Raw genomic sequence first — 13826 nt, forward strand, 5'->3', positions numbered from 1 at the left:
ACGGTCCCAGTTCTGCTCAGTTTACTTTATTAATTAAAACAACAATAAGAGGTGGTGATGTTTTTAGGTTCAAACTGTATTGCATTAGTCACGGGAGCAACGCGTGGCGCGGGAAAAGGGATTGCACTCGCTTTAGCTGATGCCGGCGCAACCGTGTATATAACGGGTCGCAGTCAGGTTGAAGGTGATTCTGCTTTGCCGGGTACATTGGATGCAACGGCCAAGGACATCAATCAGCGTGGCGGGATTGGTATCCCCCTAATATGTGATCATGGCAATGATGACGAGGTTGCCAGTGTGTTTCAGCGAATAGAGCGCGATCATGGCAAGCTGGATATCCTTGTCAATAATGCCCTTGCTGTTCCCGACGGATTAACCCTACCCGGTCCGTTTTGGCAGAAACCCCTTAAGCTGCAAGATATTTTAAATGTTGGGATGAGGTCGAGCTATGTCGCCGCGTATTACGCAGCCCCGTTGCTTATAAAGCACGGTGGACTCCTTGTTAACACCTCCTCGCCAGGTGGCCGGAGTTATATGCATGGCCCAGCTTACGGAGCGGGTAAAGCGGCTATTGATAAAATGGCCCATGATATGGCGGTGGATTTTGCTCCTTTTGAGGTTGCTGTGGTGTCATTGTGGATGGGGCTGTTAAAAACCGAACGTACTCAGGCGGTTTTCGATGCTGATCCAGAGCTATATGGTGAAATGATGGCGATGGCGGAGTCACCAGAGTTTACCGGCCGAGTCATTAGCGCGCTGGCAGCAGATAAAGAGCGGATGGCGCGCAGCGGTAAGATTTGGTTTGCTGCAGAGCTTGGTGCTGAGTATGGCTTAACGGATATTGATGGACGTTTACCGCCGTCGCCGAGGCTAATGTTTGGTGATGAAACCCAGTTCAGCGACGTGGTGGTTCAGTGATTGAATACTCAAAGCAGTAATAGTGGGGCGACTACCCATATGCTGTCATCCATTTGAGGTATTAGGGAGCTTGGCCCAAACCGGTACTATTATCATGGTGTAAAAGAGTGAATTAGCATTGTTTTAGCAGTGCTAACACGCTTGAGCTCTTTAATATTTTGTACCGGGGAATAATAACAATGGCAGTGAACGTAGCGGGATTACCAGAGGAAAACTATGCCAAACTGCCCAATGGACACCGCCTACATTATATAGATTATGGTCATGGTCCGGTGGTTGTTTTTTTACATGGCAGTGGTAGCGGTGCAAGTGGCCACAGTAATTTTAAATATAATTATCCTTATTTAGCTGAACAGGGCTATCGAGTGATAGTGCCCGACCTCATAGGTTATGGCTACTCTGATAAGCCAGAAGATATTGCTTACCACCTCGACGTTTTTGTTGAGTGCATAGCGCAATTATTAGATCACTTGGGTGTTGGCAGTTGTTCCTTGATTGGTAACTCGCTGGGTGGTGCGATTGCCATAAAATATACCTTAGATAATCCCTCTCAAATTGAAAAGCTAGTCTTAATGGCGCCAGGCGGGATAGAGGAACAAGCAGACTATTTTCAGATGCCCGGCATGCAAATAATGAAAGAAGTGTTCACTTCAGGGCCGATGGCGCCGGAGCGTTTAGAAGATTTTATTCGCCGGGGATTGGTGTACGACGATAGCGTTGTTGATGAGCAGTTAATTAATGAGCGCTGGGGTATTTTTCAACAACAAAATAGTCAGGTCATTAGCTCGATGGTCGTGCCAAATATGGCCGCTAGCTTGCACGAAATTAGCTGTCCCGTCCTCGCCTTTTGGGGTGTAAATGAAAAAATGATGCCGGAAACCGGCATTCAAACCCTCGCTAAAAATTGTACCAATATCCGCCTAATGTTGGTGTCGCAGTGTGGCCATTGGGTCATGGTTGAGCATCGCGAGATGTTTAATCGAACTACTGCTGATTTCTTGAGATACGACTAATGATGCAGAAAGACCGTATTAATAAACTTGGTGATGCACTGTATGAAACCATGCGCAGTTTTAAACCCATGGCGCCGTTAACAGAGCTAGAGCCAAAGATTAGTTTAGATGATGCCTATTACATTTCATTGCAAATGTTGAAGCGTCGAGTTGAAGGGGATGGTGAAAAAGTTGTCGGTAAAAAAATTGGGGTAACCAGTAAAGTAGTTCAAGACATGTTAGGTGTGCATCAACCTGATTTTGGTTTTTTAACCGATGCAATGGCCTACCCAAATGGCGCGGATATCTCGGTAGCTGGAAACTTGATTCAACCTCGTGCTGAGGCCGAAATTGGTTTCAAGCTTAAGTCAGATTTATTGGGGCCCGGTGTGACTGAGCAAGATGTGCTTGACGCTACCGAATGTATTATGCCGTGTTTTGAAATTGTTGATTCGAGGATTACCGATTGGAATATTCGTATTCAAGATACGGTTTCCGATAATGCGTCGTGCGGGGTATATGTCCTGGGCGATGAGACAGCAGACCCTAATCAGCATGATTTACCTCAGCTTAAAATAACAGTTTGGAAAAATGGCGAACTGCTTAGCGAGGGGGTAGGCAGTGCGGTGCAGGGGAATCCTTTGACGGCGGTAGCGTGGCTGGCCAATACCTTGGGGCGGTTCGGAATTCCTTTTAAAGCGGGTGAGGTCATTTTGTCAGGCTCTCTGGTGCCTTTAGAGCCGGTGGTGGCTGGAGACAAAATGGAAATGCAATTACATGGAATTGGTCGTGCGTCGGTACAGTTTGTTTGAGCTGAATTGATAAGCTGGGCGTTAATGAAGAGAGTGTAGAAAGATGGCAGAAAGAATTAAGGCGGCAATCATTGGTCCCGGTAATATCGGTACCGATTTGCTCATGAAGGCAATGCGTTCTAGCTTGATAGAGCCGGTGTGGATGGTTGGGGTTGATCCTGATTCACCGGGCTTGTCACGGGCCAATGAAATGGGTTTAAAGGTGACGGCGGATGGGGTGGCTGGCATGTTGCCGAGCATGAAAGCCGACGGTGTAAAGGTGTGTTTTGATGCGACCTCGGCGTATGTTCACGCCGAAAATTCACGCTTAGTGAATGAGCAGGGTGCGTTAATGATAGACCTGACACCTGCAGCAATTGGCCCTTATTGTGTGCCCCCAGTTAACTTAAAAGATGCGCTTGCTGCGGGCAGTAGTAACGTCAATATGGTGACCTGTGGTGGGCAGGCGACCATACCGATGGTGGCGGCTGTGTCCCGAGTTCAGGCTGTGAGTTACGGCGAAATCGTTGCCACCGTAAGTTCGAAATCGGTTGGCCCAGGTACTAGAAAAAATATTGATGAGTTTACCCGCACCACTGCTGGTGCTCTAGAGCGAGTAGGCGGTGCACGAACCGGAAAAGCCATTATCGTGATAAACCCTGCTGAGCCACCGTTAATCATGCGAGACACCATACACTGTCTTACCGATGACACACCGGACCAAGATGCAATACGAGCATCCGTGCTTGAAATGGTAGCCGAGGTTCAAAAATATGTTCCCGGTTATCGACTTAAGAACGGCCCTGTATTTGATGGCAACCGGGTCTCCATGTTCATGGAGGTTGAGGGCTTGGGCGATTTCTTACCTAAGTACGCCGGTAATTTAGACATCATGACGGCGGCGGGCTTACGAACAGCAGAAATGTTTGCAGAAGAAATGCTGGCTGGACGTTTTTCACTTTCATCACTTGCGTCGGTCTAGGGAGAGTCGAACATGGATTTACGCGGTAAAAAAGTTGTATTACATGATATGTGTCTGCGTGACGGTATGCATGCCAAACAACATCAAATTTCTTTGGAAGAAATGACAGCCATTGCCAAGGGCTTGGATGAGGCCGGTATGCCGCTGATCGAGGTGACTCACGGTGATGGCTTGGGTGGTGCATCGGTTAATTACGGTTTTCCTGCCCATACTGATGAAGAGTACTTAAAAGCGGTTGTTGGGGTGGTGAAAAAGGCAAAAATTTCGGCATTGCTGTTGCCGGGAATTGGCACTGTCGATCACTTGAAAATGGCGGCTGATTTAGGCGTGACAACGATTCGTGTTGCCACCCACTGCACAGAAGCGGATGTATCCGAGCAGCACATTGGCTTGGCGGCGCAAATGGGCCTCGATACCGTTGGTTTTCTAATGATGACCCATATGATCGAAGCGGATCAGATTGTTGAGCAGGCTAAGCTCATGGAGTCCTACGGGGCAAATTGTATCTATTGCACAGATTCCGCTGGGTACTTATTGCCAGACCAAGTGAAGGAGCGGATTGCACTTTTACGTAAGGAACTGAAACCTGAAACGGAACTAGGGTTCCACGCCCATCATAACCTTAGCTTAGGGGTTATGAATTCACTGGTGGCGGTTGAGGCTGGTGCAAATCGTATCGATGGCTCTGTGGCAGGTTTAGGTGCAGGTGCGGGTAATACGCCACTAGAGGTGTTGGTGGCTGTTATGGATAGGATGGAAGTTAAGCATGGTATTGATCTGTATAAGATAATGGATGTTGCTGAAGATCTAGTGACGCCGATTATGGATGCGCCTATTCGTATTGATCGCGATTCATTAACCTTAGGCTATGCCGGTGTGTATTCTTCTTTCCTACTGTTTGCCAAGCGTGCGGCAGCCAAATATGGGGTGTCATCTCGTGATATTTTGGTGGAGCTAGGACGCCGACGTACCGTGGGTGGTCAAGAAGATATGATTGAAGACTTGGCCCTAGACATGGCGAAAGCACGAGGGCTGATATAAGCGTATTCGTCCATAAATGAGAAATTTTAGAGGGTGGTGTAATGTAAGCGTGATTAGGTGGCATTAAATTATTCACTATACTGAATATTGACAGAGCTTATGAGGAAAGCCTTTTCTAGATGATTTTCTCAGTTATACTGGCGCGTCTAATAATGAATAAGGTTTTACTGCCGCTGTTATGCTTATTGATCCCGCCTTTGATGAACTCGTTGCAACCATTTACCAAGGTCCTTTGGAAGAAGAGCCATGGCAAGACTTTTTGTCTGTGCTATGCAAAATGATGGATGCGGTGTCGGTGACACTGGTACTTAACCAACCCTCAGAAAAGGGGCGTGGTGTTTTGAGGGTTGTTGGTGGCAATCTTGAAGGCATTGCCCGCTATCAAGAGCGGCTGTTTGCTATGGATCCCTTTCAGTCATTACGCCCTGGCGAAGTGAAGAGCCTGATGGAAATGGTGCCGGGGGAAGGCTGGCTAGATAGCGAACTGTACAAATTATGCATGAAACCTGCTGGTTTATATGATTCTTTGGGTGTCGATATTGTTGTGCCTGGAGAAATGAACGCCGGCTTGCGGGTTGCCCGCACTGAGCATTCAGCCAGTTTCTGTCAGGCTGATCGCGATTTGATATATGCCTTGCTTCCTCACCTAGAGCGTGCCCTGCGTTTTCACGTTCGCTTGAATAAAGTTGAATCTGAACGTGCTTTGTACGCGGGTGCAGTGGAAAGTTTGTCACTGGCGACTATTATTCTAGATGAAGATGGTCGTGTGCTGACGTGTAATCGAATGGCAGAGCATTTAATCATTCGCGAGCCCGATGTCCGAGTCGAGGATGGGCAGTTATTATTAGGCGATCAGGCTACAACAAAAAAATTACAGCGCTTAATTAATAGTATTTTGGAACACCGCGGTGGCGATGAGCCCGCCGTGGTCGAAGCTATGCGGGTAACACGAGACGGCGACTTCTCTGATTTAGGGGTTATTGCAAGGCCGGTGCCTGTCACCGAGTGGTCAGAAGGCAAGTCAGTGCCGACCGTGGCAATTTTTATCAGTGACCCAGAATATGGTGCAGAAGCGCCAGTTACCGTTATTATTCAGTTGTTTGGCTTTACACCAACAGAGGCGCAGCTCTCCTTATTGCTGGCCGATGGTCTAAGCCTAGATGAAGCTTCGGCGGCGCTCGGCATGAGCCGCAATACCGCACGCACCCATTTGCGGTCGATTTTTTCAAAAACCGGTGTCAGCAGGCAAACCCTGTTGGTGAGGTTAATTCTGAAAAGCGTGGCTCAGCTGGCAGACTAAAACAGTCGGCGGCTCGCATTCGTAATGGGAGTGTGAATAATGGCTGTTTTACATAATAAAATTGCGCTGGTGACCGGCGGTGGTCAAGGTGTTGGTGCCGGTATCGCTTTTGCATTGGCGGCTGAGGGAGCGATTGTGGCGGTCCTTGGGCGTACTTTGGCTAAGCTGGAGGCAACCTGTGCCGAGATTCATCGGCGTGGTGGCGAAGCTCAAGCCTTTGTTTGTGATGTGACCGAGGCCGACGATATTGATGCCGCAGTATTGGAAGTGGTCGATGAATTTGGCGGCGTCGATATTCTTGTCAATAACGCGCAGATAGTCACACTGGGTAACCTTCTCGAAATAAACGACGATGAGTACCTTGACGGTATGGATTCTGGCCCCTTGGCAACCCTGCGATTTATGAAGGCGTGTTATCCCTTTTTACGGGGTGATGGCAGTGTTGTAAATCTTGCTAGCTCGGCGGCGATGCGTTCAGATTCTGGTGGCTTTGGCGCCTATGCGGCTGCAAAAGAGGCGACTCGGGCCCTGAGCCGCGCGGCAGCCTGTGAGTGGGGGCAAGATAATATCCGCGTTAACTGCATTATGCCCTTAGCGATGTCTCCTGGAATGGGGCGCTGGGTTGAGAGCGGCGGTGACGATGTCGAAGCGTTTTTGAACACGGTGCCTCTGGGCCGCGTGGGCGACTGTGAAGAGGACGTAGGGCGAGTTGTGGTCTTTTTATGTGGCCCAGATGCAGCCTATATTACCGGTCACACTTTACCTATAGATGGTGGTCAAGCATTTATACGCTGATGGCTTTGGCATCTCAGCCTGCACTATAGATGTAATATTACTGTGAATTTCACGAAAAATTTCCCTAACTGAATGCCTAACTGTAAAATCCGTGTTTTTGTTATTTTCAGCGGAGCAGCGCAATGGGCAGAGCCTACCAAAACCGCAAAGATTCCATGGCCAAAACCTCAGATGCCAAGGCCAAGGTATACAGTAAATACGGACGCGAAATATACGTGTGTGCTAAATCAGGGGGCTTTGACCCTGCTGGTAACTTAGCACTGCGAGGCATGATTGAGCGAGCCAAAAAAGATCAAGTACCTAGTCACGTTATCGAGAAGGCGATTGAAAAAGCCAAAGGTGGCGCTGGCGAAGACTTCTCATTAGCGCGTTACGAAGGTTACGGTCCAGGTAATTGCATGGTGATTGTCGAATGCCTAACCGATAACCCAAACCGGACCTTTGGCGATGTGCGACTTTGCTTTACCAAGACCAAGAGTAAAATTGGTACCCAAGGCAGTGTAAGTCATATGTTTGACCATTCGGCCATCTTCGTTTTTGACGGTGATGACGAAGAAGCGACTTTAGAAGCGCTTATGGAGGCCGATGTTGACGTTAATGATATTGAAAATGAAGACGGTAAAATCTCCGTTTTTGCACCCAATACAGAATATTTCAAAGCCAAGCAGGCTTTGATGGAAATGGGCGTTGCCGACTTTGACGTTGATGAAATTCAATTTCTTGCACAAAGCATGTCGCCCGTTGAAGGCGATGATGTGGCCATGTTTGAAAAATTCATGGATATGCTTAACGACTTAGATGACGTGCAAAATGTCTATCACAATGCGGAATTAGCTGAGTCTTAACCATTCTTAGTGCTTGACGCTTTTCAACAAGGCCCCGCAATGTACGTTGCGGGGCCTTGTTGGTTTTTATCGCGGCCATCTTGGGTTTGATGGCAATTACAGCCAAGTGTGCAATACCGCAGGCTTGGTAAATTGGAGGCAAAATGAACTATGTAGTGGTTGATGCATTTACTTCAACGCGGTTTAGCGGAAACTCGGCAGCGATTTGTTTGTTAGCGTCTGAGTTAGCAGAGCAAGATATGCAGGCCATCGCTGCGGAATTTAACCTCTCGGAAACCGCCTATATAGCTCAGCAGGGTGAAGTATGGTCACTGCGATGGTTCACCCCAGTCACTGAGGTTAATCTCTGCGGCCATGCAACATTGGCCGCTGCGCATGCACTTTGGCATGAGTTTGGTGATCAAAGTGAGGTCTTGCGTTTTATGACACGAAGCGGCGAGCTCACGGTGATGCGGACGGAACAGCTCATACAGATGCGTTTTCCACTCGTTGCCACCACCCCGGTGGATGTAAATGAATGGGCCTTGAGTGTGGCTCAGCCGGCAGCTGTGCAAGCTGCGGCATCGGCGCAGGAAGATGCTCTTATAGAGCTAGATAATGCGACGTCTGTTAGCGATTTTGTACCTGACTTAGCAGCCATTGCGGCACTTGGCACAAGAGGGTTAATTGTGACGGCCAAGGGCGATAGCGGATCTGGCGTCGATTTTGTGTCTCGATTTTTCGCACCTAATGCCGGTATTAATGAAGACCCCGTTACTGGCTCTGCTCATTGTGCTCTTGCGCACTATTGGTCACCGAAAATGGCAAAAAATAGTTTTGTTGCCAAGCAGGTCTCACGTCGAGGCGGCGATATTGGGGTTGCTATAGAGGGTGATACAGTTGTGTTGTCGGGGCAGGCAGTGACAACAATGAAGGGAGAGTTAAGGCTATAACAGTCAGCGGGGATGTCTGCTTGGGCTGGGTAAGAACGGGTTTAGTACAGTAAGCTAAACCCGTTTGTGAACGACTGTGGAAAGCCCCAGAGTCTAAGCCACTTATCTTTTTCTGAGAACGAGGCTACCAATAGAGTAGCCAGCGCCAAACGAGCAAATGACGCCGATATCGCCACTGTCGAGGTCGTCGTGATACTTGGCAAACGCAATGATAGAACCCGCTGACGCGGTATTTGCGTACTCGTCAAGCACTACAGGCGCTTCTTCCAAGGTCGCATCTCGACCCAGCAAACGTCTGCTAATCAATAAGTTCATATTGAGGTTGGCTTGATGTAACCACCAGCGTTTTAAGTCAGAAACGGCAATCCCTTGATCTTGCAAATGCGTTTCTATGTGTTCTGCCGCCATCGGGCAGACTTCTTTAAACACTTTGCGGCCGTTCTGATGGAACATCTTATCTGCTGAATAAGGGTCTTCATCGGTCGCGTGCGTGATATGGCCAAAGTTGGAGCGGATATTATTTGAATAAGACGTCACACATTTTGTGCTGAGAATGTCGAAGGCATGATCAGATGTGCAGGTATCACTGGACTCAATCACGGTTGCGGTGGCGACATCACCAAAAATGAAATGTGAGTCCCTGTCCTTGAAGTTCACTTGAGGCGATGTGAGTTCAGGGTTAATCACCAACACACCTTTTGACGTGCCACTTTTGACTGCATCTACGGCTCTTTCCAAGCCAAAGGTGGCTGCCGAGCAGGCAACCAGCATATCAAAGCCGAATCCTTCTATTCCCAGTGCTGCTTGCACTTCAATAGCAATAGCGGGGTAGGAGCGCTGAGTATAGGCGCATGACACAATGACCATATCAATATCTGCGGCGGTTTTATTCGCAGATGCCAATGCTTTTTTTGCAGCCGCAATAGACATTTCTGCCTGATGAGATACTTCATCGTCACCACGTGCCTCAATGTAGGGGCGCATGCGGTTTATGTCTAAGATACCTTCTTTTGAAAGAACGAAACGACTTTTTATGCCGGACGCTTTTTCAATAAAGGCAGGGCTAGAGCTTGGTTTTTCGTCTAGCTCGCCGGCTTCAATAGCCGCTTTATTTTGGAGGTTGTATTGCTCTGCGTAAGCGTTATAGCTAGAGACAAGTTCTTCGTTACTTATGCTATGTGTTGGAGTCCATAGGCCCACCCCACTAATAACAACGGAGGAGTTCATGTGAGTAATCCTAGTATTGTTTTAAGAAAATATGGGTAATAGTGTGGCCGACATAGCGCATTCAGTCTATATATTGGGGTAACAAAAATTAGTTTAATTGTATTACATGAATTAAGTCGCAAAATTAACTGGCTTCAGAGCTTGAGAAAAACAAGCGTACTTGTTAAAGAGAGGCCTATCTGTAGGCGTGAAAATAAGAAAATTTACGTCTTATTAACCTGCTGATTGTGCGCAATAGTATTGTTGTTATCTTTTTGAAACTGCGTCATGGCTGAATATTTCTTCGTAAGTCAGATGTCTGTGGTCGGTTTTGTCCACCCACTAACACTTTGGTTTTAGCTATAAAAATAATTTCTTGATGAGATGTTTACATGAAAATGATCACCTTAATGGCAGCGGCTTTATTGTGGGCGAATGTAGCTTTACTAAGCGCCTGCAGTAATGACGAAGCACAAAAAGGTATCGGAGATACCGATGAGAATGGCAGCACACCTGCTACGGCCATTACAGCTCATAGAAATCGCGAATTACTCAAAAAGCTTCCCTTTGAAGATACACAAGATTTTATAGAAGCTAGGCGCGGCTTAATTGCTAGTGATGATAGCTTGGTAGTTAAAGGCAGTGATGGAAGTGTGATTTGGGATTTACCCTCCTATAATTTTGTAAGTGGCGATGCGCCAGACAGCGTAAACCCCAGTCTTTGGCGTCAGGCTAAGCTCAACAACATCCATGGTTTGTTCAAGGTAACGGAGGGGGTTTATCAGTTGCGGGGCTTTGACCTTGCCAATATGAGCATAATCCAAGGTCAGAATGGCTGGATTGTGGTTGATCCATTAACGACCGCTGAAACGGCGGCGGTTGCCATCGATTTTGCGCGCCAGCATCTGGGTGATAGTCCCATATCAGCCATTTTATTTACGCATAGCCATATTGACCACTTTGGCGGCGTCCTTGGGGCCCTGTTAGCGGCGCAATCGAATCCTGATGATGTTCGCGTGATTGCGCCAGCGGGATTCATGAATGAATCGATTAGTGAGAATGTATTAGCGGGGCCAACCATGACACGCCGTGCGGAGTATATGTACGGTATGCCCTTGCCAAGAACGCCGCGAGGCCATGTCGATAGCGGGTTGGGTAAAGAGCCGGGTATGGGCACAGTGGGCATTTTAACGCCCACAGACCTTATACAGGAAACAGGGCAAACCTTGCTGATTGATGGCGTGTCTTTTGTATTTCAAAATGTATCTGGTTCTGAAGCACCCGCTGAATTTACTTTTTATCTTCCAGAGAAAAAGGCCTTTTGTGGTGCCGAATTATTATCGCGAAATATGCATAACCTTTATACATTACGGGGTGCCAAGGTACGTGATGCCTTAGCGTGGAGTGGCTATATAGACGAAGCCGCAGCGATGTTTGCTGAAGCCGACATTTACTTTGCTAGCCACCATTGGCCCATTTGGGGCCAGGACCGCATTAACGAGTTCTTAGAAGTGCAAAGCGACACCTATAAATACATCCACGATCAAACCTTGCGCATGGCCTATAAGGGCTATACCCCCATTGAAATTGCCGAGGAGCTAGAGCTGCCTGATGCCTTGCAAAAAGGCTTCTCAAACCGGGGCTATTACGGCACCACATCGCATAATTCACGCGCGGTATATCAAGGGTATTTTGGCTGGTATGACGGGAATCCCGCTAATTTAAACCCACATCCTCCACAGGAAGAAGGCCAGCGATACGTGGCCTCAATGGGCGGCAGCGACAAAGTGCTGGAGCTTGCCAAGCAAGCATTTGCAGAGGGTGACTATCGTTGGGTGGCAACATTGCTTAATCATTTAGTATTTGCTGAGCCTAACAACAAAGCAGCAAAAAGCTTGTTGGCCCGCAATTACGATCAGCTCGGCTACCAAGCGGAGTCCGGCCCGTGGCGGGATGTCTACCTTACTGCCGCTTATGAACTTCGCCAGGGCAAGAGCAACCAAGTCCAAGATTTGAGCGTAGCCAAAGACATGGTGGTTTATTCGCCGCGATCAAATTTCTTTAACGTGATGGCGGCTCAGTTAGACGCAGAGGATGCTGAAGGCGTGGCAATGGTGCTTAATTTTGTCTTCACTGATTTAAATGAAACCCACGTATTAAAACTTAAAAACTCAGTCTTACACCACAAGCAAGCTGAGGCCGACCCTCATGCAAATGCAACACTGAGTATCACCCATGATTTATTCTTAGATGTAGCGCTGGGACGGGCAAGCGTTAAAGACTTGTTATTCTCAGGCCAGATGTCGATTGAGGGGAGTAAAATCGATGTGGCTAAATTCTTTAGCTTACAAGATAAAGCCAAGGGTGGATTTTCTATTGTGACGCCATAAAGTACCGAAGCCTTAAAACAGATAAAAACGGACAAAAGTGGGCCGCTAATAAAATATAATAATATTGCCCACTTTATGAATTCTGAGTCTATTTTTTCATGTTTACGTCGGCAATTGCCAAAAGCGGCGCGTAAAGACCAACGGCAGTTTGTTTATGCTGATAGCCTACATCTCACTAATTGAAAAATAATAAGCACTCAAACCGTATTCTCTTTGCATATTGAGGAGGGTGAGGTGCTAGCGGTCTATAGCCTTTCTGGTGAGCCGTGTATTCCTATAAAAGTAATATCGGGTCATTGACCGAGTGGAGCATAGAGTGACTAAGTTTTTAAGAACCTTATTACAGCGCAGCTACCTGGCATTAATTGCTATCCCATTTAAATTAATGCCATCACTGGCTTATATGGCGTTTACGGGGCGGGGTAGCACTGCTCAGCTTTGTAGCCACATGGTGCGGCAAGGCTTTAAACGGGTGCTTATCGTAAGTGATAAACCCTTGGTCGATTTGGGTATTGTTGCCCGTGCAGTTGATGTCCTCACAGAAGAGGGGGTTGTCTGCACGATTTACGACGGCATCTTACCTGACCCCACGTTTGCCATGGTAGATGAAGGCCTTGCTCTTCAGGCGCAGCATAATTGTGACGCGGTGTTGGCGATTGGTGGTGGCTCATCCATTGACTGCGCTAAAACCATAGTCTCAGCCGCAACTAACGGTAGAAATGCAAGAAAGTTAGTCGGCTATTTCAAAGTTAAGCAGGCGCCATTAGCCTTGTTTGTGTTGCCTACAACCTCGGGGACGGGGTCTGAGGCGACCATTGCGGCGGTTATTTCTGACCAACATAGCCATGAAAAGTGCTTTATTGCCGACCCCAAAATGTTACCCAAAGCCGTTGCCTTAGATGCCGATTTACTGCTCGGAATGCCGGCAGGTATTACGGCTGCAACGGGCATGGATGCACTCACCCACGCTATTGAGACCTATATAAGTCTCTGGGGAACAGAAACCAGCAATGCTTACGGCTACGCTTCAGTAAAAATGATATTTGAGTATTTGCCCCGTGCATACCGCGAAGGTAGTGATGCGGTAGCCAGAGAACAAATGGCATTAGCCGCTTATTATTCTGGGATGGCAATTAACGATGCTGGTGTAGGTAATGTTCATGCGATAGCGCATCAATTAGGGCGTCAGTATGGCACGCCTCACGGATTGGCTAATGCCTTGGTTATGCCGGCAGTTTTGCGTTTTATGGCGGTGGCAGCGCAGGCGCCATTAGCAAGATTAGGCCGCTTAATTGAGGTGGCCGCAGAGGGAGATACAGACCAACACGCCGCCGAGAAATTCATCGACGCGGTGGCAGATTTAAACCGCCGTTTAGGTATTCCTGAGCAGCTCGATAGTTTGCGCGAAGAAGATATTCCCGCCATTGCCGAGGCGGCAGTCAAAGAAGGTGCGGGTTATCCGGTTGCCATATTAATGAGTAAAAAGGAATGCCAAGCGATATTGAACACCTTGTTAGCGAGCCCTCAAGGTGCTGCGGCATTAGCGTGATCAGAGAATCAAGCTAGATAATTCGTATTGTAGCGGAAGTCAGGGGGCATCAGGTTGGTGTCTCCTGCCCCTGTCTTATTTTCAT

Annotated in this window: 12 protein-coding genes; 11 read left to right on the forward strand and 1 reads right to left on the reverse strand. The window is 47.8% G+C overall.

The window, feature by feature from the left end; genetic code table 11:
- The first annotated feature begins 57 nt into the window (after nt 1-57).
- From AELLOGFF_RS04135 to AELLOGFF_RS04175, 9 genes are all read left to right on the forward strand, one after another.
- Nucleotides 58-918, forward strand: coding sequence for an SDR family NAD(P)-dependent oxidoreductase (locus AELLOGFF_RS04135; RefSeq protein WP_159267487.1), 861 nt, complete (start codon nt 58-60; stop codon nt 916-918).
- Nucleotides 919-1097: 179 nt separating this feature from the next.
- Nucleotides 1098-1931 (forward strand): alpha/beta fold hydrolase, encoded by an 834-nt coding sequence (locus AELLOGFF_RS04140; protein ID WP_159267488.1) that lies wholly within the window; start codon nt 1098-1100, stop codon nt 1929-1931.
- Nucleotides 1931-2722: a fumarylacetoacetate hydrolase family protein gene (locus tag AELLOGFF_RS04145; protein ID WP_419183916.1), complete on the forward strand. Its 792-nt coding sequence runs from the start codon at nt 1931-1933 to the stop codon at nt 2720-2722. The genes AELLOGFF_RS04140 and AELLOGFF_RS04145 overlap by 1 nt, the downstream gene beginning before the upstream one ends.
- 43 nt (nt 2723-2765) lie before the next feature.
- Nucleotides 2766-3683: an acetaldehyde dehydrogenase (acetylating) gene (locus AELLOGFF_RS04150; RefSeq protein ID WP_159267489.1), complete on the forward strand. Its 918-nt coding sequence runs from the start codon at nt 2766-2768 to the stop codon at nt 3681-3683.
- Between the two features lie 12 nt (nt 3684-3695).
- The gene (gene dmpG / locus AELLOGFF_RS04155) at nt 3696-4724 is read left to right on the forward strand and encodes a 4-hydroxy-2-oxovalerate aldolase (protein WP_159267490.1); all 1029 of its coding nucleotides are present in this window, start codon (nt 3696-3698) and stop codon (nt 4722-4724) included.
- 178 nt (nt 4725-4902) lie between these two features.
- The gene (locus AELLOGFF_RS04160; protein ID WP_159267491.1) at nt 4903-6024 is read left to right on the forward strand and encodes a helix-turn-helix transcriptional regulator; all 1122 of its coding nucleotides are present in this window, start codon (nt 4903-4905) and stop codon (nt 6022-6024) included.
- A 39-nt stretch (nt 6025-6063) separates the two neighbouring features.
- The gene (locus tag AELLOGFF_RS04165; protein ID WP_159267492.1) at nt 6064-6819 is read left to right on the forward strand and encodes an SDR family NAD(P)-dependent oxidoreductase; all 756 of its coding nucleotides are present in this window, start codon (nt 6064-6066) and stop codon (nt 6817-6819) included.
- Nucleotides 6820-6941: 122 nt separating this feature from the next.
- Nucleotides 6942-7664 carry a YebC/PmpR family DNA-binding transcriptional regulator gene (locus AELLOGFF_RS04170; protein WP_159267493.1) on the forward strand — a complete coding sequence of 241 codons (723 nt, stop codon included), beginning with the start codon at nt 6942-6944 and terminating at the stop codon, nt 7662-7664.
- A 143-nt stretch (nt 7665-7807) separates the two neighbouring features.
- A complete protein-coding gene (locus AELLOGFF_RS04175) occupies nt 7808-8596 on the forward strand; it encodes a PhzF family phenazine biosynthesis protein (RefSeq protein WP_159267494.1) in 789 nt (262 codons plus the stop codon).
- A 102-nt stretch (nt 8597-8698) separates the two neighbouring features.
- Here AELLOGFF_RS04175 and AELLOGFF_RS04180 read toward each other — a convergent pair whose 3' ends face one another.
- Nucleotides 8699-9823 carry a beta-ketoacyl-ACP synthase III gene (locus AELLOGFF_RS04180; RefSeq protein ID WP_159267495.1) on the reverse strand — a complete coding sequence of 375 codons (1125 nt, stop codon included), beginning with the start codon at nt 9821-9823 and terminating at the stop codon, nt 8699-8701.
- A gap of 371 nt (nt 9824-10194) precedes the next feature.
- Between AELLOGFF_RS04180 and AELLOGFF_RS04185 the strand changes: the two genes are divergently transcribed.
- Together AELLOGFF_RS04185 and AELLOGFF_RS04190 are read left to right on the forward strand one after the other, a co-directional pair.
- Entirely contained in the window at nt 10195-12192 is a 1998-nt protein-coding gene (locus AELLOGFF_RS04185) for an alkyl/aryl-sulfatase (RefSeq protein WP_159267496.1), read from the forward strand.
- A gap of 316 nt (nt 12193-12508) precedes the next feature.
- Nucleotides 12509-13741: an iron-containing alcohol dehydrogenase gene (locus tag AELLOGFF_RS04190; RefSeq protein ID WP_159267497.1), complete on the forward strand. Its 1233-nt coding sequence runs from the start codon at nt 12509-12511 to the stop codon at nt 13739-13741.
- Nucleotides 13742-13826: the final 85 nt, after the last annotated feature.

It is taken from the genome of Zhongshania aliphaticivorans (assembly GCF_902705875.1).
Classification (GTDB): domain Bacteria; phylum Pseudomonadota; class Gammaproteobacteria; order Pseudomonadales; family Spongiibacteraceae; genus Spongiibacter; species Spongiibacter aliphaticivorans_A.

Bases quoted from the DNA above. Each gene is read 5' to 3' on its own strand.
- AELLOGFF_RS04170 (WP_159267493.1), top strand. From the start codon at position 6,942: ATGGGCAGAGCCTACCAAAACCGCAAAGATTCCATGGCCAAAACCTCA.
- AELLOGFF_RS04135 (WP_159267487.1), top strand. From the start codon at position 58: ATGTTTTTAGGTTCAAACTGTATTGCATTAGTCACGGGAGCAACGCGT.
- AELLOGFF_RS04160 (WP_159267491.1), top strand. From the start codon at position 4,903: ATGCTTATTGATCCCGCCTTTGATGAACTCGTTGCAACCATTTACCAA.
- AELLOGFF_RS04185 (WP_159267496.1), top strand. From the start codon at position 10,195: ATGAAAATGATCACCTTAATGGCAGCGGCTTTATTGTGGGCGAATGTA.
- AELLOGFF_RS04145 (WP_419183916.1), top strand. From the start codon at position 1,931: ATGATGCAGAAAGACCGTATTAATAAACTTGGTGATGCACTGTATGAA.
- dmpG (WP_159267490.1), top strand. From the start codon at position 3,696: ATGGATTTACGCGGTAAAAAAGTTGTATTACATGATATGTGTCTGCGT.
- AELLOGFF_RS04150 (WP_159267489.1), top strand. From the start codon at position 2,766: ATGGCAGAAAGAATTAAGGCGGCAATCATTGGTCCCGGTAATATCGGT.
- AELLOGFF_RS04180 (WP_159267495.1), bottom strand. From the start codon at position 9,823: ATGAACTCCTCCGTTGTTATTAGTGGGGTGGGCCTATGGACTCCAACA.
- AELLOGFF_RS04165 (WP_159267492.1), top strand. From the start codon at position 6,064: ATGGCTGTTTTACATAATAAAATTGCGCTGGTGACCGGCGGTGGTCAA.
- AELLOGFF_RS04140 (WP_159267488.1), top strand. From the start codon at position 1,098: ATGGCAGTGAACGTAGCGGGATTACCAGAGGAAAACTATGCCAAACTG.
- AELLOGFF_RS04175 (WP_159267494.1), top strand. From the start codon at position 7,808: ATGAACTATGTAGTGGTTGATGCATTTACTTCAACGCGGTTTAGCGGA.